Origin of the sequence: Corallincola luteus, from assembly GCF_004336975.1 — a bacterium.
Lineage (GTDB): Bacteria > Pseudomonadota > Gammaproteobacteria > Enterobacterales > Neiellaceae > Corallincola > Corallincola holothuriorum.
On record NZ_SJXE01000008.1, the window covers coordinates 23,690 to 50,585 of the forward strand.

At 48.7% G+C, this 26,896-nt stretch carries 26 protein-coding genes; 9 read left to right on the forward strand and 17 right to left on the reverse strand.

Translation table 11 applies throughout. The annotated features are described in order from the left end of the window. The first annotated feature begins 31 nt into the window (after nucleotides 1–31). Nucleotides 32–292, forward strand: coding sequence for a 30S ribosomal protein S20 (gene rpsT / locus EZV61_RS14470; RefSeq protein ID WP_114339194.1), 261 nt, complete (start codon nucleotides 32–34; stop codon nucleotides 290–292). A 236-nt stretch (nucleotides 293–528) separates the two neighbouring features. On the opposite strand, the gene EZV61_RS14475 is transcribed toward rpsT, so the two are convergent. Then, nucleotides 529–846, reverse strand: a complete 318-nt coding sequence (locus EZV61_RS14475) for an ArsR/SmtB family transcription factor (protein ID WP_114339193.1) — start codon at nucleotides 844–846, stop codon at nucleotides 529–531. Between the two features lie 221 nt (nucleotides 847–1,067). Between EZV61_RS14475 and EZV61_RS14480 the strand changes: the two genes are divergently transcribed. Both EZV61_RS14480 and olsF read left to right on the forward strand, forming a co-directional pair. Next, on the forward strand, nucleotides 1,068–1,862 hold the full coding sequence (locus EZV61_RS14480; protein ID WP_114339192.1) for a UDP-2,3-diacylglucosamine diphosphatase: 795 nt from the start codon (nucleotides 1,068–1,070) through the stop codon (nucleotides 1,860–1,862). A gap of 110 nt (nucleotides 1,863–1,972) precedes the next feature. Beyond that, entirely contained in the window at nucleotides 1,973–3,733 is a 1,761-nt protein-coding gene (gene olsF, locus EZV61_RS14485; protein WP_131416480.1) for a bifunctional ornithine lipid synthase OlsF, read from the forward strand. Nucleotides 3,734–3,789: 56 nt separating this feature from the next. Here the strand turns inward: olsF and EZV61_RS14490 are convergent, their stop codons facing one another. From EZV61_RS14490 to rppH, 6 genes are read right to left on the reverse strand one after another with little or no spacing between them, the layout of a single operon-like run. Next, nucleotides 3,790–4,458: a response regulator gene (locus tag EZV61_RS14490; protein ID WP_130567742.1), complete on the reverse strand. Its 669-nt coding sequence runs from the start codon at nucleotides 4,456–4,458 to the stop codon at nucleotides 3,790–3,792. A gap of 21 nt (nucleotides 4,459–4,479) precedes the next feature. Beyond that, nucleotides 4,480–5,274: a thymidylate synthase gene (gene thyA / locus EZV61_RS14495; RefSeq protein WP_114339189.1), complete on the reverse strand. Its 795-nt coding sequence runs from the start codon at nucleotides 5,272–5,274 to the stop codon at nucleotides 4,480–4,482. An 11-nt stretch (nucleotides 5,275–5,285) separates the two neighbouring features. Next, on the reverse strand, nucleotides 5,286–6,089 hold the full coding sequence (gene lgt, locus EZV61_RS14500) for a prolipoprotein diacylglyceryl transferase (protein ID WP_131416482.1): 804 nt from the start codon (nucleotides 6,087–6,089) through the stop codon (nucleotides 5,286–5,288). Between the two features lie 15 nt (nucleotides 6,090–6,104). Beyond that, entirely contained in the window at nucleotides 6,105–6,911 is an 807-nt protein-coding gene (locus EZV61_RS14505; protein WP_165569620.1) for a sulfite exporter TauE/SafE family protein, read from the reverse strand. Nucleotides 6,912–6,916: 5 nt separating this feature from the next. Beyond that, nucleotides 6,917–9,199, reverse strand: a complete 2,283-nt coding sequence (gene ptsP, locus EZV61_RS14510) for a phosphoenolpyruvate--protein phosphotransferase (protein ID WP_114339224.1) — start codon at nucleotides 9,197–9,199, stop codon at nucleotides 6,917–6,919. A 21-nt stretch (nucleotides 9,200–9,220) separates the two neighbouring features. Further along, nucleotides 9,221–9,730, reverse strand: coding sequence for an RNA pyrophosphohydrolase (gene rppH, locus EZV61_RS14515; RefSeq protein WP_114339186.1), 510 nt, complete (start codon nucleotides 9,728–9,730; stop codon nucleotides 9,221–9,223). A 720-nt stretch (nucleotides 9,731–10,450) separates the two neighbouring features. On the opposite strand from rppH, the gene mutH reads away from it, so the two are divergent. Together mutH and EZV61_RS14525 are read left to right on the forward strand one after the other, a co-directional pair. Beyond that, the gene (gene mutH / locus EZV61_RS14520) at nucleotides 10,451–11,131 is read left to right on the forward strand and encodes a DNA mismatch repair endonuclease MutH (RefSeq protein WP_114339184.1); all 681 of its coding nucleotides are present in this window, start codon (nucleotides 10,451–10,453) and stop codon (nucleotides 11,129–11,131) included. A 145-nt stretch (nucleotides 11,132–11,276) separates the two neighbouring features. After that, nucleotides 11,277–11,600: an isoamylase early set domain-containing protein gene (locus tag EZV61_RS14525; protein WP_114339183.1), complete on the forward strand. Its 324-nt coding sequence runs from the start codon at nucleotides 11,277–11,279 to the stop codon at nucleotides 11,598–11,600. Between the two features lie 143 nt (nucleotides 11,601–11,743). Here EZV61_RS14525 and yfbR read toward each other — a convergent pair whose 3' ends face one another. Beyond that, nucleotides 11,744–12,397 carry a 5'-deoxynucleotidase gene (gene yfbR, locus EZV61_RS14530; protein WP_131416486.1) on the reverse strand — a complete coding sequence of 218 codons (654 nt, stop codon included), beginning with the start codon at nucleotides 12,395–12,397 and terminating at the stop codon, nucleotides 11,744–11,746. Between the two features lie 209 nt (nucleotides 12,398–12,606). Here yfbR and EZV61_RS14535 point away from each other — a divergent pair, with 209 nt between their 5' ends. Further along, nucleotides 12,607–13,860, forward strand: coding sequence for a valine--pyruvate transaminase (locus tag EZV61_RS14535; RefSeq protein ID WP_131416488.1), 1,254 nt, complete (start codon nucleotides 12,607–12,609; stop codon nucleotides 13,858–13,860). A gap of 5 nt (nucleotides 13,861–13,865) precedes the next feature. Here the strand turns inward: EZV61_RS14535 and EZV61_RS14540 are convergent, their stop codons facing one another. Both EZV61_RS14540 and EZV61_RS14545 read right to left on the reverse strand, forming a co-directional pair. Beyond that, nucleotides 13,866–14,615, reverse strand: a complete 750-nt coding sequence (locus EZV61_RS14540; protein ID WP_131416490.1) for a lipocalin family protein — start codon at nucleotides 14,613–14,615, stop codon at nucleotides 13,866–13,868. Nucleotides 14,616–14,634: 19 nt separating this feature from the next. Next, nucleotides 14,635–15,528, reverse strand: a complete 894-nt coding sequence (locus tag EZV61_RS14545) for a Dyp-type peroxidase (RefSeq protein WP_131416492.1) — start codon at nucleotides 15,526–15,528, stop codon at nucleotides 14,635–14,637. A 257-nt stretch (nucleotides 15,529–15,785) separates the two neighbouring features. On the opposite strand from EZV61_RS14545, the gene EZV61_RS14550 reads away from it, so the two are divergent. Beyond that, entirely contained in the window at nucleotides 15,786–16,139 is a 354-nt protein-coding gene (locus EZV61_RS14550) for a hypothetical protein (protein WP_131416495.1), read from the forward strand. Nucleotides 16,140–16,167: 28 nt separating this feature from the next. Here EZV61_RS14550 and EZV61_RS14555 read toward each other — a convergent pair whose 3' ends face one another. Continuing rightward, complete coding sequence (locus EZV61_RS14555) at nucleotides 16,168–19,530, reverse strand: CHASE domain-containing protein (RefSeq protein ID WP_131416497.1); 3,363 nt, start codon at nucleotides 19,528–19,530, stop codon at nucleotides 16,168–16,170. 261 nt (nucleotides 19,531–19,791) lie between these two features. Continuing rightward, nucleotides 19,792–20,094, reverse strand: coding sequence for an ArsR/SmtB family transcription factor (locus tag EZV61_RS14560; protein ID WP_131416677.1), 303 nt, complete (start codon nucleotides 20,092–20,094; stop codon nucleotides 19,792–19,794). Nucleotides 20,095–20,257: 163 nt separating this feature from the next. Here EZV61_RS14560 and EZV61_RS14565 point away from each other — a divergent pair, with 163 nt between their 5' ends. Then, nucleotides 20,258–21,172, forward strand: a complete 915-nt coding sequence (locus EZV61_RS14565) for a permease (protein ID WP_114339176.1) — start codon at nucleotides 20,258–20,260, stop codon at nucleotides 21,170–21,172. 95 nt (nucleotides 21,173–21,267) lie between these two features. Here the strand turns inward: EZV61_RS14565 and EZV61_RS14570 are convergent, their stop codons facing one another. The 3 genes from EZV61_RS14570 to EZV61_RS14580 form a co-directional block, all read right to left on the reverse strand. Further along, nucleotides 21,268–22,041: a hypothetical protein gene (locus EZV61_RS14570; protein WP_131416499.1), complete on the reverse strand. Its 774-nt coding sequence runs from the start codon at nucleotides 22,039–22,041 to the stop codon at nucleotides 21,268–21,270. A 197-nt stretch (nucleotides 22,042–22,238) separates the two neighbouring features. Next, a complete protein-coding gene (locus tag EZV61_RS14575) occupies nucleotides 22,239–23,039 on the reverse strand; it encodes a hypothetical protein (protein WP_131416501.1) in 801 nt (266 codons plus the stop codon). An 80-nt stretch (nucleotides 23,040–23,119) separates the two neighbouring features. Further along, on the reverse strand, nucleotides 23,120–24,061 hold the full coding sequence (locus tag EZV61_RS14580) for a LysR family transcriptional regulator (protein ID WP_240695214.1): 942 nt from the start codon (nucleotides 24,059–24,061) through the stop codon (nucleotides 23,120–23,122). Between the two features lie 98 nt (nucleotides 24,062–24,159). Between EZV61_RS14580 and EZV61_RS14585 the strand changes: the two genes are divergently transcribed. Further along, entirely contained in the window at nucleotides 24,160–25,173 is a 1,014-nt protein-coding gene (locus EZV61_RS14585) for a zinc-binding alcohol dehydrogenase family protein (protein ID WP_131416503.1), read from the forward strand. 94 nt (nucleotides 25,174–25,267) lie between these two features. Here the strand turns inward: EZV61_RS14585 and EZV61_RS14590 are convergent, their stop codons facing one another. Beyond that, nucleotides 25,268–25,531, reverse strand: coding sequence for a hypothetical protein (locus EZV61_RS14590; protein ID WP_130567729.1), 264 nt, complete (start codon nucleotides 25,529–25,531; stop codon nucleotides 25,268–25,270). A 252-nt stretch (nucleotides 25,532–25,783) separates the two neighbouring features. Beyond that, entirely contained in the window at nucleotides 25,784–26,806 is a 1,023-nt protein-coding gene (locus tag EZV61_RS14595) for an aldo/keto reductase (RefSeq protein ID WP_131416505.1), read from the reverse strand. Between the last annotated feature and the right edge of the window lie 90 nt (nucleotides 26,807–26,896).

A 26,896-nucleotide genomic window follows, 5' to 3' on the forward strand; every position in this document is an offset into this window, starting at 1 on the left:
AAACCCTCTGAACAAGTTTTAGGAGTCAACTTTGGCTAACATCAAGTCAGCTAAAAAGCGCGCAGTGCAGTCGGAGAAGAACCGTAAGCACAATGCTAGCCGTCGTTCAATGCTTCGTACTTACCTGAAGAAGGTAATTGTTGCAATTGAAGCTGGTGACAAAGCAGCTGCTCAAACAGCATTCGTAAGCGCACAACCTATTCTGGACCGTGCAGCAGCTAAAGGCCTGGTACATAAGAATAAAGCAGCCCGTCACAAGGCTCGCCTGAATTCTAAAATCCAAGCGCTGTAAGCGAAAAGAATTCGTCATTAAAAAAACCGGCCTCGGCCGGTTTTTTTATATCTGCAAATCCCTACCTTGTACATTACCACTTAACTCAACTTGCCACCTCAAACCGCCGTGGCCAGATCCGGCAAATTGGTGTCTCGATGAGCTGATCACAAAATTCAGGCATTAAAAAATCGGCCTTAGCCGATTTTTTTTAACAGGATGCGTATGCTCTCCTGCTGGCACACTAAGCAGCTTATTTAGGCTGCAGCAGCCTCTACAGGCTGTTCACAGTACATGCTATGCAACAGTGAAATCATCTGGCCAACTTCTATACTTGCCAGAGAATAATAGACTGTCTGTGCTTCTTTGCGCGTCTTCACCAAACCATCCCGGCGAAGCCATGCCAAGTGCTGCGATAACGCAGACTGACTCAAGTCTACTAATCTTGCGAGCTCTCCAACTGATAATTCACCATCATGTAGATGACACAGTATGTAGAGGCGCCGTTCATTTGCCATTGCCTTCAGCAGCTTCACCGCGGGTGCCGAATTGGTTCTTATTTGATCCAGGTTCATCTCCCTTCCCAGTACCTTATTTGCCGAAAAAGTGACACTATTCTATCAAGGAATCGTCAAAAAAACAGGAAAAAGCGTCATTTTTTTGTCGCATCGGTCACGTTAGCATCAAGTAAATCAAAATATCAGCGTCTAGTCATTTAACCGTCACCTCAATGTCACTACTTTTTCACATCCACTTTCTATCTTTCGATCAGCTTCCGAAAGAGAGGAAAAGTGACATGACAACACGAACGGTGCTCCATCACTACAGGGCGATTTGGTTATCAGATATTCATCTGGGTAGTCGAGATTGCCAGGCCAGCTACCTGCTCTCTTTTCTTCGTAGCATGAAAACTGACACACTATTTTTAGTCGGTGATGTCATTGATTTGTGGGCACTTAAAAAAAGGAGCTACTGGCCGGAGTCTCACCAAGCAGTACTCCATGAACTCGCCAAGCTAGCAAAAAATGGTACCCGAGTGATCTACATACCCGGGAATCATGATGAAGACCTAAGAGCCTTCACTCAGCTTCCCTTACTAGGTTTAGAGCTACACCTGCAATATGACTACACGACTCATCAGGGCAAAAAATTGTTACTGGTACATGGTGACCAATTTGACGCAGCGGTGAAATGTGGCCCTTTAACCACTTGGTTTGGTGATCGGGCCTATGACTTTTTGTTATGGCTAAATCGTAAAACTAATCAACAGCGCCGGAATTTTGGCTTTAGCTACTTTTCCCTCGCCAGTTATCTAAAACAGAAAAGTCGTAAAGCTGCACAAGCCATTGCGCGATTTGAGCAAGCAGCTATCCACGAAGCTAAGCGCCGCGGCTATGATGGCATTGTCTGCGGTCACATCCATGTGCCCCGTTTGCGCCATGAAGATGGCATCATCTATATGAATGATGGTGACTGGGTTGAAAGCTGCACAGCTTTAGTGGAGCAGCGCAATGGCGATCTTGAGCTATTACATTGGAGTGACCAGACACAGCAATTGGCTGAACTACCCATAAATCATCAAGCAGCTTAGTCTGTCGCCATGAGTCGCCAACACTGACATATTACTGCAAGAAAAACGCATCATTTCCGTCATCAACAGCAATTAACTTGTGAGCAGGAGATACCAACGGAAATAACGCTATGTTGTCAGTCGAAAAGCTGATCAATGAACACTACCCGAAACTGCAAGATAAACCCTGGCTGCATAAACCGGTCAAGGCGATGCTGCGCACTCTACTCAACGAACAAGAGTTCATCCGTTTCTCCGATGACTATCCGCATCTGCGAGGATTGGCGCTAATTGAGCAGATATTTGAACACTTTAACTTCACTTACACGGTCAAAGAGAATGAGCGGATCCGTATCCCCTCTTCCGGCCGAGTCGTTATCATTGCTAACCATCCCATTGGCTCTCTTGATGGTTTGGCATTGCTCCACTTAGTGAGCACCATACGTCAGGACGTAAAAGCGGTCGCTAACGAACTACTTTATAGTCTAGAGCCGCTTAGGGATCTGCTATTACCTGTTAACGCTATGGGTGGGGGCAGTAAACAAGCCCAACTGCGTTCAATCAGTGAATACCTCGACAACGAGGGCGCCATAATTATCTTCCCAGCGGGGGAAGTATCGCGGCTTAGGCCACAAGGGGTCAGAGACACACGTTGGCAAGGCGGTTTCTTGCGGATCGCCAGCCAAACTCAGTCACCCGTCGTTCCTGTGTTTATCAAAGGCAGAAACTCCGCGCTATTTTATGGCACCTCAATGCTATACAAGCCGCTTTCGACCCTATTGTTAGCAAAAGAGATGTTTCGCCAATCCAGTGGCTCTTTGTCAATAGTTATCGGAGATCCTATCCCTTTCGATGCGTACAAGGGTGATCAACTTGCTCGCCGGGCGAAGGTAAAACTGTTTAAACGTCATCTTTACCGCATCGGTAAGAACCAAAGCCCGCTATTTCGCACTGAAACAGCCATTGGTCACCCTGAGAATAGGAGCTACCTGCAGCAAGCCTTAAAAGCCTGTGAACTCTTGGGAGCCACACCTGACGGCAAGCAGATCTTACTTTACAAGGCTGGGGTTAATTCGACCATCATGCGGGAGCTAGGACGGTTAAGAGAAATCGCCTTTCGCGCTGTCGGTGAAGGAACAGGTCGCAAGCGGGATCTGGATAAATATGACAACTACTATGAGCACCTATTACTTTGGGATCCTAATGATCTAGAGATCGCCGGTGCCTACCGCCTTGCACCGACGGCAAAAATCGTTGCTGAACAAGGTATCAAAGGGTTGTATACCAGTTCGCTGTTCAGCTTTGACAAAGAGATGAGCCCCTATCTCGCCAAAGGGTTGGAGTTAGGCCGTAGCTTTGTCCAGCCTCGCTACTGGGGCAGACGTTCTTTGGACTATCTATGGCACGGCATTGGCGCATATATCAGCCGCTATCCCGAATGCCGTTATCTGTTTGGCCCTGTCTCTATCAGCAAAGAGATGCCAACCGCAGCACGGGATCTGATGATCCAGTTTTACCTGCAATACTTCGGCTCAGCATCGCAAATAGCAAGATCCCACCATCCCTATCGCGTTGCCGAAAATAGTCAGCTAGGGGTCACATTTTCCGGTGAAAACTACATCGAAGAGTTTGCTCTACTCAAAAACATGCTAGCGAACATGGAGTGCAGCGTACCGACCCTCTATAAACAGTACAGCGAAGTATGCGAACCGGGTGGCGTGCGGTTCCTAGACTTTGGTATCGATCCTGAGTTCGCCGCCTGCATTGATGGCCTGGTGTTGGTAGATACCCATCTATTGAAAGAGAAGCGGCGTCAACGCTATATGCCAGATGCAGCGTTGGCCGAGCCAGCAACGCCTAACTCACCCAAAACGGCATTACCGATGCAATAGCGCATTAAAAAAGGCTCCAACCATGGAGCCTTTTAGCAAGCGGCTTGTGCAACAAACTAATCGGCGATCACCTCAAACATAGGTTGGTCATCCAGTAAGGCAACAACCTCTGCGATACGCTGGATCGTATTGTTGTTCAGACGAATGCCTTGATTAAGCATGATCTTCCCTTCTTTGGTTGTCACAGGCGCAGCCAATACCATGCCCTCTTCGAGGTGCTCCAGAGTAACCTTTTGTGGCTGCCCAACAGGTAGCTCATCGGCCTCTAGCGGCTCAACCACATCGGTACGGATCACCTCATAACCTATCCTTGGGCGAGCCTTAAATTCGGCGTTAATCGCTTCTGAGATCTTGTGAACCAGCTGCTCAGGTTTTGCCGGTTTAGCAACTATGCCATTCACATCCAGCGCGATAGCCGTGCCCAATACACTCGCCTCGGTATGGCTGGTCACCACTAACACCGGTGTTGCACTGGACAAGCCGGTCTGATTACAACGGATACGTTTGACCAGCTCAAGGCCATTCATACCGTCCATCTCAATATCAACCAATACGAGATCGATATTGCCCGCTTCCAGCATCGCCAGCGCTATCTCTGCACTTTGCGCAGTTTCAACATGGTGCAGCCCCAGCTGATTTAACACCCCAGCCATCATGTGAAGAATAATCGGTTGATCATCAACCGCTAATACTCTCAGTTCACTTAACGTCTTGTTTAAGCTCATGACAACTCCTACGCTGGCGCTTTAAATAGCGACGGGCGCTTTAATATGGGGATGGGATTCGTAACCAACAATCTCAAAATCGTCAAACTTATAGTCAAATATCGACGCTGGACGGCGTTTAATATTCAACTTAGGCAACGCTAACGGCTGCCGTGTCAACTGCAGCTTCGTCTGTTCGATATGATTAGAATAGAGGTGTGTATCCCCTCCAGTCCAAACAAAATCGCCCACCTCTAAGTCGCACTGTTGCGCCACCATATGGGTCAGCAAAGCATAACTGGCAATATTAAACGGTAGGCCGAGGAAGACATCACAACTACGTTGATAAAGCTGACAGGAGAGTTTGCCATCTGCCACGTAAAACTGAAACAGCGCATGGCATGGTGCCAAAGCCATCTTATCCAACTCTCCGACATTCCAAGCCGACACGATGATACGGCGAGAATCGGGATCTTGCTTTATCTGCTCAATCACTCGACTGATCTGATCAACATGGCCACCATCAGGTGTTGGCCAACTGCGCCATTGCGCACCATAAACTGGCCCAAGGTTACCCTCATCATCAGCCCACTCATCCCAAATAGAAACACCGTTTTCTTTTAAATAAGCGGTATTCGTGTCGCCTTGTAAGAACCAAAGCAACTCATGAATAATTGAGCGAAGGTGCAGTTTTTTGGTTGTAACCAAAGGAAAACCATCAGCCAAATTAAAACGCATCTGGTGGCCAAAGATAGAGAACGTACCGGTACCGGTGCGATCATCTTTACGAGTTCCCTGCGCCAGCAGAGTCTGCATCAAATCTAAATACTGTTTCATAAATCCTACGTCTATGACTTAGCGGCTGCAGGAGCAGCGCGTAACATCAGGTATGCGCCATATATTATCATGGGAAGCGAGAGCAATTGTCCCATCGTGATCATATTCATCAACACTCCCAAGTGTGCATCCGGCTCACGCACATATTCAACCAGGAAGCGGAAGCTGCCGTAACCCAGCAGAAATAAACCTGCGACGGCGCCAGGCTTCCGAGTTTTCGATGAAAACCACCAAAGCAGCGTAAATAGCACCACACCTTCCAGGGCGAATTGATACAGTTGCGAAGGATGGCGCGGTACCCCGCCAGACGCAGGATCAGGAAAGATAATCGCCCATGCCACGTCGCTCTGACGCCCCCATAGCTCGCTGTTAATAAAGTTACCCAGGCGCCCCAATCCTAACCCGATAGGGATCAAAGGTGCGACAAAGTCAGCCACCTGCCAAAAGGTTTTCTGCTCTTTTCGGGCACGCCAAAACATCGCTGCTATAACCCCTAATAAGCCACCATGGAAAGACATACCGCCTTCCCAAATACGGAACAAATAGAGCGGGTTATCCAAAAACAGATCGAAATGATAAAACAACACATAGCCAATCCGTCCGCCAAGGATCACCCCGAGAAAGCCATAAAAGAGTAAGTCACCAACCTGCTCTTTCGTCCACACGGAACCAGGCTTTTGCGCACGATAATTGGCCAATAGCATGGCGGCAGCAAATCCCAACAGGTACATCATGCCGTACCAACGTATAGACAGTGGCCCAATAGAAAAAATCACCGGGTCAATCTTAGCTAACACCATAAACTCATAGGCCATGTAACGATCCAATCTCTAAAACAGGAGTAATTTAACAGCAACCAAGAGCAACATGATTGCGACGATCTTTTTTAACCTACGTGTTGGCCAACGATTCGCCAACTTGGCACCTAACGGAGCACTAAACAACGCAGTGATAGCAATACCTAACACTGCGGGCAGATATACATAGCCAATACTGAATTCAGGCAAGTGGCTCACCTGCAATCCACTACTTATGTAACCCAACGTACCCGCAGCGGCGACGATAATACCACAGCATGCCGAAGCGCCTATTGCGCGTTTCATGATCATACCGTGACTGCTCAAGTAGGGAACCAATAGCGTACCTCCAGCGATCCCCAACAGTGCCGAAACACCACCAATGATCGTTGTTGCAACAAGCACATGGAACTTCCGATAGGGCTTACTCTGTTCACTCTTAGCTTGGCGTTGATCCAGCCACATGCGAATACTCATAGCGCCCGCAAACAGGGCAAACGCGAGCTCCAAAAACCAAGCAGGGATAAGTGCAGCCAAATAGCCAGCCATTAAGGCACCGCTGGCTAAACCAGACAACAGCAGCGGAATATTTTGCCACGGCACGTTACCCAATCGAGCATGGGCCAGGCAGGAAGAGAGTGAGGTGATAATGACCGCCGCGAGTGAACTGGCCAATGACATTGTCATCAGGTAGTCAGGCTGCACACCCGCAAGTGGTAGAAGCAGATAAAAAACCGGCACTAATACCAGCCCACCACCAATACCCAGCAGGCCTGAGATAGCCCCCACTAAAACGCCCACAGGTAGCGAGCAGAGCAAAATAAATAATGCAGAAGACACTGGGGCTATTTACCCGCGCGAACCAAACCACCCAGCCCTAATGTCTCAAGGTGTTGTGACATGACACGCCTCACATCATTGGGAGACTCTAATGCCAACACTTGATCTAAAACTTGTTTCGACTGGTCAAGGCGTGCCTTACGGATCACCCACTTAATTTTAGGAATGTTGTGAATGTTCATACTCAGTTGGCGATAGCCCATTGCCATCAAAAGCAGTGCGCCGGCAGGCTCACCAGCCAATTCACCACACAAGCTCACCGGAATTCCGCACTTATGCGCTTGATCAAAAATATGCTTCAGTGCCAGCAATACCGCTGGGTGGTAGGAATCATAAAGCTCGGCAACACGGGAGTTATTCCGATCGACCGCCAACAGATATTGGGTCAAATCGTTAGATCCTACAGAAATAAAATCTACGCGAGACGCCAACGCTGGCAGTTGGTAAATAATCCCAGGCACTTCGATCATCACACCGATTTTAGGCCGAGCTAACAGTTGATCGTTACCCTGCGCAGCAATCTCTTCGCTCACCTCACGGTAAGCTTGCCGAGTTAAGCGCAATGCTTCATCGACTTCACTGATACTGGTGATCATGGGGAACATGATATTCAGGCTATCCATACCCAAGTTAGCCCGCAGCATGGCCCGGATCTGCACCAGAAAGATCTCCGGATGATCCAGCGTCATTCGGATCCCACGCCACCCCAAGAAAGGGTTATCCTCATTGATTGGGAAGTAAGGTAACGATTTATCGCCCCCCACATCTAAGGTGCGCATGGTGACAGGGCGGCCACAGTAACTTTGCAGCACTTTACGGTAGATATTGAACTGCGCCTCTTCCGATGGAAAACGATCCTCCATCATAAATGGGATCTCGGTACGATAGAGGCCAACACCATCGGCGCCAGAACTGTGTGCAATATCGGTATCAGCACTTAAACCCGCATTCAGATGAATACGGACTTCAAAACCATCAGGGGTGGTGGCGCTCAGATCGGCTTGCTTGGTATAGACGCTGCGCAGTTCATCTTCTTCGCCAATCAGCCGGCGATATTCACTCAGAACAGCTTCATTCGGCGAGACATAAAGTTCGCCGCTATAGCCATCAATAATAAGCTCTAAACCATCCAATTGCGCAACGGGGACTTCTTCAATACCCAGCAGCGCCGGTACCCCCATCGCTCGCGCCAAGATAGCTGCGTGGGAGTTATTCGAACCACGCATCGACAGTAAACCGGCAAGCTTACGCCTTGGGATCTCGGCTAACATCGACGCAGTGACCTCTTCTGCCACCAGGATCACTTCATCTTCAAGTTGCCGTTGATCGCGTTTATTCGGGTTAAGCTGCGCCAGCAGCCGCTGTCCCAGATCTCTAACATCACTGGCACGCTCACGAATATAAGGATCTGTCATCGCTTCAAACTGATCCACGAAACCTAGCAGCACCTTCTTCACAGCCGATTGCGCAGCCAGCCCTTGCTCGATCTCCGCTTCGACAGCATCGGCAATTGAGGCATCTTGCAGCATCTGCTGGTACATCTCGAAGATGGCAGCGACTTCAGGACTCACCAGTTCGGTCATACGATTGGCCAGCACCCGCAACTCCTGCCGAGTGGATGCCAACGCATGTATAAAGCGTTTGAGTTCAGCGTCTTTATCTTCTGCTTGAACAATGGGTACAGATTCCAAGCGATAGCTTGGCTCAGCAACAAACGCACGGCCAATAACCACACCAGGCGAGCCGGGTACCCCTTTAAGGGTTTTCACCCAACGCCGCTGACGTCCACTCGCCCGTTCAAGCACCCCACGCGCTTCTGCATGGGCAATAACCGTCGCCAACTGCGCCGCTAGGGTAACAAGAAATGACTCTTCGTTAGCACTGAACTGGCGGGCATCTGCATGCTGTACCACCAAGACACCCAACACTTTGCGGTGATGAATAATCGGTGTACCGAGGAATGCACAGAGCGTATCTTCTTTTGCTTCCGGGAAGAATTTAAAGCGAGGGTGTTGTTGCGCATTTGCCACGTTAATCGGCTCTTCTCGCTGTCCGACTAACCCAACTAAGCCTTCAGAGAATCCGATAGTGACTTGACCAACCGCAGCCTGTTCAAGTCCATCGGTGGCCATCAAGAGAAATTGTTGCTGCTCATAATCCGCTAAGTAGACAGAACAACAATCAACCGACATGGCGGCTTTGGTTTCAGCCGCCAACAGGTCTAGCGCATGCTCAAGATCGGAGGTTTGATTAACCTGCTGAACAATTCTTCGCAGCGTGGTCAACATCTCCATAGCAAAAACGCTCCTCTATCTATTCCGTCTACGTGGCCGCCGCTTATGCGAAGGCGGCTGAGCAGCAATGGCGAACTCTTTCATTGCGCGGCGATACACTTCCCGCTTAAAAGAGACGACCTGTCGAACCGGATACCAAAAACTCACCCAACGCCAACCATCAAATTCGGGGTGATGGCTTGCCTTGAGGTTAACGGCATCCTCTTTAGATTCCAGTCGAAGTAAAAACCAGCGTTGCTTCTGGCCAATACACATTGGAGATGAATCTCGCCTGATTAACCGCTTGGGTAGTTTGTAACGCAACCAGTTTTTGGTTGTCGCAATAATCTTAACGTCTTGCGGCTTTAACCCTACTTCTTCGTAGAGTTCTCGAAACATCGCCTGTTCAGCGGTTTCCCCTTCGTTTATACCACCTTGAGGAAACTGCCAGGAGTGTTGTCCAAAGCGACGCGCCCAAAACACTTGACCCAATCGGTTACAGATGACGATACCGACATTCGCGCGGTAGCCTTCTGAATCGATCACAATTCGCTGTATCCAGCTAAAAAACTTACATGTTTCGATTGTTCCACAATCAGTGGGTGGCGGCAATCATCCATTTCTGCAATAAGACCTGAGTCTCAGTGGATAAAATCAAGGCAAAAGGAAAGTTGTTCACAGAAGCAACGAATGCGATGAGAACTAATACACAATTTCTGTGAGTAAAACTGTGTTCTATCCTGTGGATAAAAATATCTGATGAAATTAAACGACAGGCAACAAAACTCAAACCACAAACTGGAAAGTATATTTTTTCCTTTAATATCAGAAACAAAAAAGCAGTTGAATGATCTTTTTTGACGATCAAAGATCGTTTCGAGGTGATCGAATCAGATCGAAAAGTTGCCCACAAAAAGATCAGAACAAAAATCAACCACAGTTGGTTTATCCACAAGCCATCTGGTTAGATAGTGAACCAAGAACCAGAGTTTGCTGCGCAACAGCAAATGTTGCGCAAGTATATCGTTGAGATATGGCGTTAATCTCGAGTTATCCAGAATTACTGTGGATAATCATGTGAGCAACTTACCTAAACTAAGTGAATAGTCTTTATAACTCGCAGTGAAAGCCATAACAAACACTAATAAAACAACACAAAATCAGCCAGTTAAAAAGATACTTGCCAGTTCAAACATAAGCGCTGGTGAAGAAACAGCCATAGTTTTATGCTACCCTACTGCTTCACTTTTAACGTGAGTATCCACAGTGCAACCTCGTCCATCCGCGCCAACATCCCTTGATATATTAATTGCTCGCGCCGAAGCCATCGCTGGGCTTTCCTTGGCAGAGCTCGCGGAGCACTACAGCATCCAAATGCCGAAAAACCTGACCAGAGAAAAGGGCTGGGTCGGGCAACTAATTGAGTACGCTTTAGGCGCCGACGCAGGCTCCAGGCCGGAACCTGACTTCACCAAGCTCGGAGTCGAATTAAAGACCCTGCCAGTGAGTCACTTAGGTGAGCCGCTGGAAACCACCTATATCTGTGTCGCGCCGAGATTAGGACAAAGCGGTGTGTGCTGGCGACAATCACTCGTCTATAAAAAGCTAGCTCACGTGCTTTGGGTGCCAGTTGAAGCTGAACGACAACAGCCGTTACATGAACGCCGCATCGGCACGCCACTATTGTGGCAACCCACAGAACAACAGGAAGCCTTGCTGCAAGCGGACTGGGAAGAATTAATGGAGCTGATCGCGCTTGGACATTCAATCAGTGCACGCCATGGCGAATATTTGCAGCTCAGACCAAAAGCCGCTGACGGTTCAGTGACCACCAAAGCTTTTGATGATCAGGGCAAACCGATCCAGGCTCAACCGAAAGGGTTCTATTTGAAGAAAACCTTTACGCGCATGTTATTACAGCAAGCTTTTGTCACTGTTCCGATTTGAGTTTTGGCACGAATGATGAATAATTACACTAAAATGATGGGAATTTGACCGGTGTAATGAAAAATTCAATATTTGTACTTACACTGTTGCTAAGTCATTTTGCCGAGAAATGGATCCTAAGTTAGCTAAATGGAGGGGCATCACTATGTCCGTTAAGAAGCAGTTCCTAAAATCAAAGCCTGTAGTAAAGGTAACCTTTGAAGTAAGCAAAGAGGCCGCTCAAGACGCCAAAGATGTTTACTTACTTTGTGAACACAACGGTTGGCAGCGCGAACCGATGAAAGGCTTGAAAGCAGGTCATTTCAAGGCAACCGTCAATCTGCCAACAGATGAAAAAGCAGACTATGAATACCGCTTCTGCTTGGTTAAAGAAGATGGTACGGAAGTATTTGATAACGATTGGGAAGCTGAAAGTTATCGTCCTAGCCCCATGGGTGGAGATAACTCGGTCATCAGTGTTTCTGAGTAGATCACTGAGTACCACCTCAGGATAGAAACCGCCTTAATGGCGGTTTTTTTATCCTGTGGCACATACTGCTACAAAACAGCAGTGCCGCACCACCATTGTGCGCCAGCACCAAAGTGGTCGCTATTCACGTTACAAAGTGTAAGTTAAATAACTCGGCGCCGATGCAACGCTTGCTGCTCTCCATCACTGGGCATAAACGCCGCGTCCACTAAATCATCAATGGTCAGCATAAAAGAAGGCATAAATTTCTCCATAAAGTAGCCAACCTCCGGCAGACGTTCACAATAGTCAGCCAGCACCTTATCGAGCTTCTCTTTCGTTCCTTTGAATTCAGTATTGTTTGCCCGTAATTCTGACAATGCCTTAGCATAAGCAGACAAAATATCGGCCGCCTTAACAAATAGCCCCTCTTCACTGCCCTGCTCATGCTGTTGAATTAGCGGCCGATAGATATCAGCCATCTCCTCCGGCACCGTATTTACCATCATGTCGCAAGCGATATGTTCCATTTCTCGGCATAGATTTAGCATTCTGTTATCACTGTACTTAATCAGGCTATTCACATCTTCGGTCAACACTTCCGGACCATCATGAAACAAGGCCAGGGTCGCTAATTTGTCTTCATTTACCTTAGGGCGGTCTGTGTAAATGGTATTGCGGATCACTCCGAGGCAATGCGCAAACATCGCAACCTGTAAACTGTGTTCAGCAACATTTTCAGAGCGGGTAGGATTCGATTTACTCCAGCGTTGGATGTTTTGCATGCGGGACATCAGAGCAAAAAACACATTTCGCATAACATACTTCCTTTAATCTCGAGCTAACTCAGACGAATGGTCTGCCACGTAAAAGGCAGAAAAAGAGCGGCATTGGTAACATCATCTGTTCTCACTGCTGCATTAAAGACTAGAACAGCCATGCCTATCACTCCACCGAAACGTCGGACTAATCATCGATTTAGCCAACAATAACCACTAAGCTGTAGTTTTAACTACTCAGATCAGCCATGCCCAGTCACTTCGAAAAGAAATTTAGCCAGCCCTCTGCCATCTCATCGTTAATGGAAGACCTCAATCAAGGGGTGCAAAACGACCAGATGTTGATGCTAGGTGGTGGTAATCCGGCACAAATACCCGCCGTTAAGGCACTTTTTCAACGCCAAATCGAAGCGGCTGCCGAAGATCAAACTCTGCTGGAAGGACTAAGTAATTATGCCGGGCCGCTCGGTAAAGATAGCTTTCGCCAGCATCTGGCAGTGTTACTTTCTAGTGTGTTCGACAGCGAGATACAGCCACAGCATATTGCCCTGACCAACGGTTCACAGAGCGCTTTCTTTGCCCTGGCCAACCTGTTCGCTGGACAGCGTGAGGATGGCTCGCTGAAAAAGATCCTGTTACCTATGTCACCGGAATATATTGGTTACAGCGATCTCGGGGTTAAAGATGACATTTTCACCAGCATTAAGCCGCAAATTAATCTTTTAGATAACCGCGAATTCAAATACCAGATCGATTTTGAACAGCTAGATATTACAGAAGATATCGGATTGGTGGTCACATCATGTCCAACGAATCCATCAGGCAATGTCCTAACCGAAACAGAGCTTTCAGAGCTGGATCGTAGATGTCAGGCTGCCAACACGCCCCTGCTACTTGATTGCGCCTATGGTGCGCCATTTCCCAACATTGTGTTTTCAGAGCTTAAACTGCCCTTTAATGACAATGTGATCCTCTGTCTCAGCTTATCTAAACTCGGACTGCCTGGGGCGCGCTGCGGTATCATAGTCGCCGCTCCCAACATCATCAAAACATTAGCCAATCTTTCAGGCGTAATGAGTTTAGCACCTGGCAATATCGGTCCTGTCATCGCCGAATCGATGGTAAGCAGTGGCGAGATAGTGAAAGTCAGTAATGAGTTAATACAACCCTACTATCATGATAAAGCATGTTATTTGGCGGCCAAGCTTAAACAGGCAATTGACGATCCACGATTCCGGATCCACAAACCAGAAGGCGCTATCTTTCTCTGGTTGTGGTTCAAAGATCTGCCCATCAGTTCACAAGCACTGTACCTGCGCCTCAAAGAGAAGCGCTTAGTCGTGGTGGCAGGACAACATTTCTTTCCAGGTTTGCAGAGTGACTGGCGCCATCAGCAGGAGTGTGTTCGCCTCTCTTACGCCCAGTCAGAAGAGGTACTCGATGAAGCCGTCACAATCCTCGCCGCTGAGATTAAAGCCATCTACGCTGAGCATGACAAATAACGCGGTTATCCTTGTGATTTCACCTCAACAGGTACCAAATTAACCAACAGTTCTGGATCGGGATCGCCGTTGCGATTGATCGCGGCAGAATGCTTGGCGTGATGATGATGTCGCCCGCCGGCGTCTGCCAACTCAACTACAAGTTGGTAGTCATACCCTTGCTGCAGATCCGCATTCACAAAATAGAGCGAAAACGGCACAGTGCCGTCAGCTTGTTTGCTATGAATGCGGAGCTTATGTGACAGCAAACGATGGGACTCAGCCCCCACGGCACCATCACTTTCTAATATAAAAGTCAGCGTTGAATCGTTCTCCAGCTGCGCCACTGGCAACACCACTCGCCCAACAATACGGCTAACCGCATCATCGCGACGCAAATAGCGACCTGAAAAGTAATCAGATTGGGTTTCTAACGTCATGGTGTGACGATCTAACTCCACCACCATCATCCGCTTAACCGTTGTGGTCAACTCAACAGCCGTATTGTCTTCATAGACAGCCAGCAATATAGAGCCATTCTCCCAATCCCAATGCGCCGCTTGCACCGAGCCTATACCGAGGACGGATGCTCGACCGTCAGCTTCTAATACAATCCCCTCGTAACCATCGCCTGAGGGTTGGGTACGCAACCATGCACCGACCAACGATGACTTATCTGGCGGCAACTCGAACTTAGAGGATGGCTCACAGCCAACGATTGCAAACAGCGCAATAAGCAAGCCGCCAATAATTGAGGCGCAACGGGAGAAAGGCATTGCTGGTTCCGCGAACGAATTACAAAGCCAACGCAGTCAAATCGAGACCACCTTGATTCGATTTTGGCGGACACCAGAAGTAAGCGGTGCCTTGGGGTTGGCTAAAGTTAAACAATCCATCAACAATGCCATCTTCCAACCCCAGCATCCGTTTCATTTGCGCTTCAAAGGGATAAAAGCTGTTAGCAAAGCAGACAAACATCAAACCACTGCCATGGGGATCTGACCATGGCATTGAGCGACGGGACATAAAGGCTTCCGGGGTGAAGCTTTCCTGCGCGGTGCGCTTCACATGTGCCGAAGGGGGCGCCTCAGAAAACTCAACGTTATCGCTCTGCCGACGGCCAATACAATCATCTTTAGCCCCCTGCGTCATCTGATCAAATTCACGCCAGTTATGCCGCCACAATTGTGCAGTCACGAAACTACTGCCCGCCAGTCCAGGTTGCTCACTGGCCAGTAAAGTTGCAGCCACAGCAGCCTCTCCCTCAGGGTTCTCTGTGCCATCTTCGTAGCCGGTCAGGTCCCGCCCCTCTTTATGTTTAAAGCCGTCGATTTTTTGCTGCAACTCAAAGCTACCGGCAAGCATCGTTTCGATCTCACGGGCGCGGTGCAATAGCTCGCCACGTTCGTCACCACGCAACCAGCACCACAAGGCGGCAGGTGTCGCAGGAGAGGAAACTCCAACCCCCGTCAACGCAGCCACCTCTTTCATGCCATCAACCGTGACGTTCAGCGCATTCAGCGTAGCCAAACCTATACCCACCACACAAGCTTCGCCATCGACTGACGCCGCCAGCGCTTGCAGATCCGTGCAAAGCGTCTCCGTACTCCGTAGAGAAAAAGTCAGATAACAGCCAGCTGCAGGAACGGCGGCTAAGATGCCCGCTTGGGCCAAAGAAGATACGGTCATGCATCACTCCATAGTGATCAAAAAGAGAAAGAAGACTGATTTAAAAGCATAGCAAGCTCAAACAACAGGGCTTTTGATATAACAACTAATTCGAGCCATTTTGACCGCCAAGAGGCAGCGAAGTTCGACGCTCGCAGGCTGTCAATCAATGACTGCCCTATATTTAACTATGCTGTTAGACAGCACATGCATTTTCAAATAGCGATTCACGTTGGCAGTTCATCCACCTGACAACAGCTAACCGCAGGAGAATAGCCATGGAACTAGACCATAAATATGTCGCGCGGCTCAAGCATTGGACCATCTTTGAGCTAACCGACATTAATGATGCCATGCTGCAACAGCAGATGGACGACCCATCACTTCACCATTATTTGTTAGTAGGGGAAGTCGAGTCAGACAACAGCGGACAATGGCAACCGGGAAGCATAGTGAAGTCAGGCTGGTTGCGGACTTGGGATTTTGAAGCACACGAGGTTGAAGCGTTGACCGGGCGATTTCAGTTGGCTGGCGCGGCACTGCAGCAAAACCCGCTGATTAAAGCGAGTACTAAACAGCTGTTAGAACAATTAGGCTTGAGACAAGCCAGCGCAGAGCCAGCAAGACACTGAGACCGATCGTCCGTATAAAAATATCCCGTTACGTTGCCGCTACTATTTCATCCAGTAGCTGCAAGGCTAACGTTTCATCCATGTGGGCAATGGCGGTCAATAGTGCACTGCCATCAATATTATTAGCAGCCAATGCTAATGACACCTGCTGCAACATATCTTCATCAATATATTCCGATTGCTGTAATGATTGGCGCAGCTCAGAAAGCAGTGTCTCAAGGGGTTGAACCGAAACGTCGACAACCTCCTCCTTTTTAACCGTAAGCAGGTACTCCTCAACCGCAGCAAATGCTCGCAGTAAAGCGTTACACAAGCGTTGTACATCATCGTCATCCAATTCGCCGTCATCTAAATAACGCTGCTCAAATGCCGCACTGAGCGCTGCGACTTCCTCCACACACAGATTGCCACTCACCCCTTTCAAACGATGCAAAAGATTGATCATCTCTTCTCTGTTCTGAACGCGATACTGTTGCTGGAGTTGCACCGAGAAATCACAGAAGTCATCAACGAACATCGTTAGCAAACGTTGGTACAGCGCTTCATTTCCGGCGCGCACGCTTCCAGCTTCAGCATCAAGAGCTGCCATAGGCTGCCCTGCAGCAGAGTCGATTCGTGACGATTCGTCCCGCTCTGGCTCTACCAATGTTTCAGCCAGATGAACTTTATCGCTGGGCTCACCTTCTAACCAGTAGGCCAATGTTGGGTACAAGCGGTCGCCTTCAATCGGCTTAGTGATATAGTCATTAAAGCCCTGTTGATAGGCCTGCTCCCGATGGGCCTTCATGACATTAGCACTCACAGCAATCACAGGTAGCTCTGTCAATCTCGGGTTCAATCGGATCTGTCGGCACACTTCATAACCATCCATACCTGGCATCTGAATATCTAACAATACGGCGTCGAAGCGTTGTTGATGGAGTGCAGCCAATGCGGCAGGCCCATCCTCAGCCTGATACACCCGTACCTGTTGCGCCTGTAGTTGCGACTCCAGGATCTCTCGATTGACACCATTATCATCGACAATCAAAACATCTTTATCGGCGAGTACTGACAGATCAACGCTGGCAGGTGTCACCCCGGCAGCATCATTCGCTTGATCGTCTGCTGCCAGCAACGCTAGGCTGAATCGAAAACAGCTGCCTTTACCCTGCTGGGAATCGATCTCTATCGCTCCCCCCATCAGGTTCACCAAGCGCTGGCTTATACTCAACCCCAAGCCACTGCCACCGTACAATCTTGCCATAGACGCATCAGCCTGCGTAAAGGGCTGAAACAGATTTGCTATCGCCTCGTCAGCAATGCCAATGCCTGTATCCGTCACAGCAAACGTCAGCTGCCAACGTTCATCGGCTAACGGTCGGCCGCTCACCTGTAACTTGATCTCTCCCTGTTCAGTAAATTTCAAGGCGTTGGAAACCAGGTTAAACAACACCTGCGCCAGTCTTAATGGATCTCCCACCAAATTCGCTGGCACATCGTCAATCTCGATCGAAAACTGAATGCCTTTCTGTTGCGCTGCACTACTAAACAGCGCATCGACTTTGAGCATGACATCATCTAATGAAAAGGATACCTGCTCTATTTCTAGCTGCTCAGAGAGTATCTTCTCCATATCCAACAACTCATTTAGCAACTGAAGTAAGGTATCGGCAGAAACTTTAACCTGACCTAAACGTTTGCGTTGGTTCGATGACAGCTTATCGCTGAGCAACAGCTCGGTTAAACCGATAATGGCATTCATCGGCGTGCGGATCTCATGACTCATGTTGGCAAGGAACTGTGATTTGGCGGCATTTGCCCGCTCAGCCTCCTCCTTCGCCATGCGCATCTGCTCAGTACGCTCCACCACGGTTTTGCTGATCACAGCGTTGGTTCCCGTCATCACAAATGCGAATAGCTGCAATAAGCCTGTAAACAGCATCCCCAAAACCAGAGTAGACCAGCTGAACCAATCATCTTTTGCAGTAACAGCAGACGTTCTAGGAAAATAACTTAACTGCCACTGCCGATTATGGATAGGTATCACTTGCTGAAAAATGGGCAGTTCATCAACACCAGCCCTCGCCACCAATGGCGCTCTTTGTTCCCCATCAGTAATGTCATCGACGTTGAAAACATAGCCGAGCTGTTCGGCCTGCACAGTTAAGTCAGCAAACAGATCGTTGGCACGAAAGACCGCTTCAACCAAGCCATCCGCAAACTCGCCCTGCTCCTCACCATGCAGCCACACAGGATAAAGTAATAAGAAGCCATAACTTGTACCTGTCTCTTGCACCAGCTGAATTGGCGGTGTAATGCTAAGTTCAGATTGCTGGATAGTTCGACTCACCACCCCCCTCGTCAGCGGGTGAAACAGCAGATCCAAACCCAATGCCTTTTCGTTGCCAATATATGGCTCGTTATAAAATATCGGGTAGTAAACATCGGCCGGCTGTCGACGCACCATCACACCGTTATCATTAAGCTGGGTAAACTGATAATCCTTAAAACCCGCCTGGTTCGCCTGCGATTCATACGCCTGACGCTGAGCATGAGTGACTCTAGGCACCCAGGATATCGCCTTTATTGCCGGTAAGTTGCGACGGATCACGGTAACAAAGTGAACAAACTCTTCTCGACGAACTTTTTCTGAAAATTGAAAAAAGGCAGTGAGAGACAACAAAGGCTCGGCACTTATTTCCAACATTTTTACCACTTCAGCATGTAACTGCTGAAAAGCAGCTTCACGTTCCAAAGTCAGCTTTTCTTGGTGGGCTTGCCGGCTAAGATTAAAACTCCAGGTCACCAACAAGAAGGTAATCAGTGTCGGTAACACCACCAAGAGCCGCCGGTGACGACCAAAGACTTTCTCGCCACCCAAAACCAGCAAGGTAAACGGCGCAAATAGCAAAGCACCGATACAATCACCGGTGTACCAGGTCAACCAGCTGCTGCGCCACGCTTCAGCGGGGATCACATCAAACCCAGTCAAAGCGGTCGCGCCGATCAGCGACGATATAAGGGTACTTACCGGCCCAACTAACAGGGTAAACAGAATGATTTTGCTTTGCTTAAGCAAGGGATCTGGAAAACCAACAAAACGGCGAACCAGCGCAGCACCAACAGCTGCGTGTAAGGTCGCCCCCAGCGACATAGTAGCGGGGAGAAGGAAACTCCCCCAACTGAGCGCATCCCAATTAATCTGCTGAGTAACGTAGAAGGAACCCAGCCAAATAGCAGGCCAAGCAATCCGGCCGAATAGCAGAACAGTGGCCAGAGCAAAACCTGCTGCAGGCCATATTGCACTGGCGGGGCTGGGTGGTATAGCAAAGTACGAGCCCAAGTTAGCCAGTAGTATGTAACCGAGACAAACCACGACAAAATGGGTCGCCTTTATGCTGATCCGCATGCCCTCTCCAATCAACCAACCTCCGCATATAGGATGCTAGTTTCAAACACCACCCTTGGGGACTTTGAGCCACCCAAAACGCAGCAGATAATTCAGCACTGAGTATAGTTGTTTGGTAGTTAGGTAAACCAATAAATCACTGGGATAAGCGCACTAACTCACAGATTTTTTTGAGGTTATTATCTGGCTCAGAGCCGAGCATCAGCCTCGAAAGAGCGTATGGGCGTTAACCGTACGCTAAACAAGCGCCCACACCGCACGCTATTTAGATTGCTCATACTCACCGATACAGCACTCATCTTGTAAGAAATCGATGACCGACTGCAATTGTTGATATTCCGCAACACAGTACAAGGTTCGCCCTTCTCGACGCTGAAAAATAAGCCCTGCAGAGCCCAAACTAGAGATATGGTGGGACAAAGTGGACCCCGGTACCCCTAACGCCTCCTGCAATCCACCAACAGCAACTCCCTGTTCACCCGCTCTAACCACTCCTTTATAAATAGCAAGACGTGTTGGATGCCCGAGCTCTTTTAGCGCCTTAGCGACTTGTTCTATGGTCATCAGGATCTCCTCAAATACAGCGGTCATTGTGGCACTATTCACAAGCGTAATTGGCATACTTCGCCATATCTTATTTCGATATTACTAGAAATATCTTGACCTGACCATGTTGATAGAATTATATTTCCATTATTCTAGAAATATAGATTGAGATGCATACCCGATGCTAAACTTTTCAATAGACCAAACCATGTTGATGGATACGCTCAACATGTTTCTGTTCCTTAGTCTGGAACTGACCTTACTGTTCCTAGTCATCAGCTATGCTGTCGGCGCTTTACAGACCGTGATCCCACCACAACGGATCCAAAGCATTCTCAGCAGCCGCAATGGCAAAGGTTTCTTAATTGCAGGATTTCTTGGAGCCATCACGCCGTTTTGCTCCTGCTCCACCATCCCTTTTCTGAAAGGGCTACTCAGGGCCAAAGCAGGATTTGGCACCATGATGGTCTTTCTATTTGCCAGCCCTCTACTCAATCCAATCATCATTGGCTTATTCGCCGTGACCTTTGGGGTCAAAGTGGCCCTTTTCTACTTCATCATTGCGATGGCTGTTTCTATCATCGCTGGCGTAGCGTTAGAGCAGTTGGGATTTGAAAAATATGTCAAACCAGAAGCGTATGACACCCCTAAGACATCTAAAGCATGCTGCGGAAAAGCGAAGTCGGAAAGTAAGTGGCTAACTATTTGGCGTTCGACCTGGAGCGACTTTAAAAAAGTCCTGCCCTACCTGATGGGAGGTATTGCGATTGGCTCAGCGATCTATGGTTTTATGCCTGCAGAACTCATTGCTAGCGTCGCCAGTGACAGTAACCCTTTTGCTATTCCAGTTGCCGCGGTGATTGGTATTCCACTCTATGTTCGGGCTGAAGCCGTGATCCCTTTAAGCGCAGCACTTGCTGCAAAGGGCATGGGGCTTGGGGCAGTTATGGCGCTTATTATTGGCAGTGCCGGAGCAAGCTTAACTGAAGTAGTATTGCTAAAATCACTGTTTAAGAATCAAATGATTATAGCCTTTCTGGTGGTCGTATTAGGCATGGCTGTCAGTGCAGGTCTGCTCTATCAAGCGATTTTCTAAATGGGTGCTCTATAACAAATAGAACATCAACGAATAAGCTGAGCATCGTCAACAAGATGCTCAGCTAAAACAGTATCACTGTCAGATCCCGGTAACTAAGCTGTTTCCCGTAACCGCTGCTCAATCATCCGCAAATCGTATAAGTATTTAATAAGTTTTCGCTCTCCGCCGAGATAATGCATTTGTAATTCGTCATTACGCGCAGCCAACTCGGGTGACTGACGCTTTAACTTACCTGCATTTAATTCATCGTAAAGGATCTTTTCAATGGTAAAGCTCTTTACATAACGATGGATCGAGGTGACGTTTTGTACAAACTGAGTAGTCAGTTCCCGGACTTGCTGCCACTGAGCCGAAACGATGATTTCACCATTAAATTTTTGCTCTGCGATATCCAATAAACGATATTGGATTAGCAAACTCGCGCCTAGCATATAAATAGGCAAATTGTACTCAACATTACCGAAGTCATTGGGACTACGCTCATCGTAAAGCATTGCTAAACCTTGGGTCAGCCCCGAGCTTGGACCAATCGCATCGTTAATGGCGCTGGCCAGCGTATCTAAATCTCGGGCCGAAAACTCCTCCCCGCCTTCAGCTCGATTAACGTAACTCTCATAGTAGGTGTATGCAGGTTTAATCTTTGACCAAGCGATCCGCGCATTATTTAGTACGAAGTGCTCACTAACGGTTTTATCAATTACCTCTTCAATAGGTGGACCCTGGTCCTCCTCTTTTCCACCATAAAGGTTTAACACTGTTCCGATAGAAGCTGCCAGCAAGAACATCGGGACCCCTGCTGGTCCCATTGCCGCAGCAGCCCCAGAGAGCACTATAAATGCAGCGGATGCAATATCGTTTCTTTCCATGATTACTTTTCCCTAATCAAATAGGCGTGTGAAATAAAAGCGTAGTTGAGGATCATTCGTAATCTGAGAAATATTTACGCTCAAGCTTGGCCGCATTGTGTGCAAATACATTCAACTAAGGGATTATGTGGGTAGGCGTTATATTGGGTTGTAGAAGTCTAAAGGGCGGAGCATTGGGTTAGGATCAACGCTGTAAATCACTTCACCAAGGGTTGATAGTGCTTTACCCGCTCTTGATACAGTTTGTCTAACGCATCGGCGATCGAGAGTTCAGCATCTTTATCCAGATAACGTTCGATTTCATTGACCACGAAACGATGAGATTGTTTATGCTGCTTGGCAAATGCGGCGCACTGTTTTCTTAATTCACGCTGAAACATGGCGTGTTCTTGTTGTTGCTGCCACGCCATCACGACCGCTTCAAGGTTATTGTCATGTTTTGCCATCCCTTCAACCAGTTTGGCCTGATTGATACGGTAGCTTTTACTGACCGCCACCAGTGCATCTTTAACACTGGCATACTGCTCACCAAACACCTTGATCGGTGCGGCAGTTGGCACTAAGCCAGTCGCTTTGGCACCGTCAATTTCATAGGCAAATCCGACATAATTACTGCGCCGATGAGACTCTTCCCCCAGCTTTAATCCGGCAGCGATGCTGTGATGCAGCGAGAAGTCCAATTCCTCCAACTCATCCTCATTCCAACGCAAGAACACACCAATTGCCTTTTTATATTTACTGGCTATTTTGGTATGCACTAATTCGCGACGCTGCTGTACCAATCCCATGGTGCAGCCTTTGAGCAATTTAATGCACTCCATACACGAGGGGACTTGCAGGTTGTCTGCTGACAATTGCCGATATTGAAACGACTGCCAATGAGCTTTGGGCGGCGCAAAATCAAATTCAGTCGCGATACAACCACAGTAAAAACAGGTGTGGAAGTCATTGGCATCGATGGCGCGTAACTGGCGATAGCGTTGATCTAACAGGCTCATACCGATTGACTGTGTGTCCGAAAAAGCAAGAATGCAGGCTCGCGATATTAACTCAGAACGCTCGCCACAGCGATGCTAAGTTAGGCTAACAACACAGCGAGCTTTGCTTGCAGGAATGTTCGTAGCTCTTTCACCAAGGGTGTCATCATCCGCCGATTAGCACACACCATATAAAGTGGAGCAGGCTCCCCCACCCATGTCGGACACAGTTGCACCAGCTCGCCGGAGCGCAGATAGCGAACCACATCCAGATAGGAGCGGTAGGCGATCCCCTCACCATTTAGCAGCCACCGGCTCACGATATCGCCATCATTGGCCATACGCCGGCCCAACACCATCACTTTTAACGGCTTATTCTGTTGCTTGCTCTGTTGCTGAAAATTCCACTGGGTTTGTGGCGTATCACTGAACGAGAAACACAAACAGTCATGCTGCGTTAGTTCGTCAGGGGTTTGCGGCTCCCCCTTTGCAGCTAAGTAACTGGGAGCAGCACAAAGCACGCGATAATTATCACTCAGCACAGGCACAGCGACTAGGCTGGCATCTTTCAACTCACCATAACGCAGCGCCACGTCAATCGGCTTGCTATAGATATCGGCATAGCTATCAGACAAATGTAAGCGCAACTCAACCTTAGGATGTAACGCCATAAATTCATCTAACCAGGGCAGCAGAATATTACGCCCCAAGTCAGACGGGGCCGACAACTTAAGCACTCCAGATAGCCCCTGCAACTGCGTTTGTACTGCCGCTTTGCCATCATCAATCAGATCCAGGGCCTGCTGACAATGCTCCAAAAACAACTCGCCATCGCTAGTTAACCTGATCTTTCGGGTAGAACGAGCAAACAATGATACCCCAAGCTCTTGTTCTAACCGCTTCACCGACGCACTGACCGCCGCAGCGGTTAGCTCCATGTTTCTAGCCACCTGCGAGAAGCTACCCAACTTGGCAGCTTCAACAAAAATACGAAGATCATTCAGCGCTTTCATTGGCAAATTATTTTTGAAAGTTATTTTCATACACCCTAGTTTTTCAAACGATATAGGTCAACTACACTTGCTGTCATCGAACGGTGGTAAACACCCTTCCCCGCTAATCCTGCCACTGGAGCACAGACATGAAAGCAATCGGTTATCAACAAAACCTGCCCATCTCAGACGCCCTTTCACTGCAAGATATTGAGCTACCCGAGCCGCACGCGAAAGGCCACGATCTGTTGGTAGAGGTGCAAGCCGTGTCAGTTAATCCGGTGGATACCAAGATCCGCCAAGGCGTCCCCGCGGCCGATGGCCAATGGAAAGTAGTGGGTTGGGATGCCACCGGCATCGTCAAAGCCGTTGGGGCTAACGTCACCCTGTTTAAGCCCGGCGACAAAGTCTGGTACGCCGGTGATATCTCCCGCAGTGGCAGCAATGCAGAGCTGCAGTTAGTAGATGAACGCATTGTTGGCCATATGCCAGAAAGCCTCGGCTTTGCTGATGCCGCTGCACTGCCGCTAACCTCAATCACCGCCTGGGAGATGCTATTTGACCGGCTGCAAGTGGAAGTGGGTAAAGCAGCGAGCAAGAAATCGATCATGATCATAGGCGCCGCAGGTGGTGTGGGTTCAATCATGGTGCAGCTAGCAGCACGCCTCACCAATCTCACCATTATTGGCACAGCATCACGGCCAGAAACCAGCGCATGGCTAAAAGAGCTTGGCGCTCATCATGTACTGGATCACAGTAAACCGCTGAGTCAGGAGCTTAAATACGCCGGACTGCCGCTGGTTGATTATGTGGTGAGCCTGAACAACACAGAAAGTCACTATGCCGAAATCATTGACAGCTTAATACCACAGGGAAAATTCGGCCTTATCGATGATCCGGAAAGCCTCAACGCGGTGCCGTTAAAGAACAAAGCTATTTCACTGCACTGGGAACTGATGTTCACCCGTTCACTGTTCCAAACCGAAGATATGCAATCGCAACATGATCTGCTAAATCAGGTTGCCGCCCTTATCGACAGTGGCTTAATAAAAAGCACCGTAGGACAACACTTTGGTCAGATCAATGCGACAAACCTGAAGCGTGCCCATGCCGTATTAGAGACGCAAACCGCCAAAGGTAAAATCGTATTGGAAGGATTTTAACGACAATAGCGAAAAACTCAGATAACAAGGAGCAAGTGCCCATGCGACAAACCCATCATGGGCATTTGCAGTTACACAAGAAACTAAGCGCCAGTCACAGCACGGCATAGATTAACAACGCCCCAGAGACACAGATAACCGCGGTCGCCGGCAGGGCGGGAATGGCGACCTTGGTTCTTGGTACCCCGCTGATGATGCCGTGTAATAGGGTCATGACAAAAAATGTCAGCAGCAGCCAAATACCAATGGAAGCTGCAACTGCTTGCGCACTGTTACCATGAATGAGGACTGACCAGCCCAACAACGACAATGAGATCAGGAAAAAACCAAACAGCACCAATTTGTCGAATTTAGTCAACTTATCACCTTCCTGCCACAGGACGTATCCGCGAGCAGGCACGGACATATGCCACAGAGAGACCTATCGCGCTTTCACTACCGGCCCGAGCCGGTGTAACTATCTGATTATAATATATTTGAATTGTCTATCAGCAAAAACATTCTAAAGTAGAAACTAACTGCCAGAAGCAGATAGAAAGCAGACGTATCCAACACACGCGCTTTCTATCTTGTCACTCCCCTCTAGGCCTAAGCCCTAGGTGACTGCCCGTTAGGCCGTTGCAGCCTGCGCTGGCGTATCACCAAACAGCAGTGCCGAGGCTTGCTCAGGATACCTTGTACCTTGCACATTAAATCGATTCAGGATCCCTTTAATCGCGTCGAGATCTGCCTGCGATAATACAATGCTCTCAGCCGTGGCATTCTGCTCCAGCCTCACCACACTGCGCGTTCCTGGTATCGGGGCGATGTGAGGGTGCTGCGCCAATAGCCACGCCAATGCCAGTTGCGCGCTCGTACAATGGTGTTGCGCTGCTAATGATTCAAGTTGCGTCACCAACTGCAGGTTCAAGGCGAAGTTCTGCTCCGAAAACCTGGGATTAGCCAAACGCCAATCCCCCGCGGCCAAGTCACTCCGCTGCTTGATAGCTCCGGTTAGAAAACCCCGCCCCAACGGAGAGTAAGGCACAAAGCCGATGTTAAGTTCAGTACACAGTGGCAATATCTCTGCTTCCACATCTTGGCTCCATAGCGAGTACTCTGACTGCACGGCCGATATCGAATGCACCGCGTGAGCGCGGCGAATAGTGCTAGCACTCGCCTCCGACAACCCTAAATAACGCACCTTACCCTGCTGCACTAACTCGGCCATCGCTCCCACGGTTTCCTCAATCGGCACAGTAGGATCAACGCGATGTTGATAGTAGAGATCGATATGATCCACTCCCAAACGTTTAAGGCTTGCGTCACAGCTGGCCTGGATATAATCAGGCCGACCATTTACCCCGACAAATTCACCATCGTCAGCACGTACCACACCAAATTTCGTCGCCAGTTGCACCTTTGCCCGCGTCTGAGGATTTGCCTTGAAAAAAGCCCCCAGCAAACGTTCGTTATCTCCCTGACCATACATATCGGCGGTATCCCAGAAAGTCACCCCAAGATCGATGGCTTTATTTAGCACCGAAAAGCTCTGCGTACGTTCACTGCCGCCATAAAACTCCGACATCCCCATACAGCCAAGGCCAATAGTGGATACGTTAAGCCCCTCGGTTCCCAATTTACGCTGTTGCATTTGAATGCTCCTGTCTATCACGATAACTCACCAACCAAAGGCGAATGAATGCCAATACCAGCCAACAGACTGGGCATCGACCAAATCACT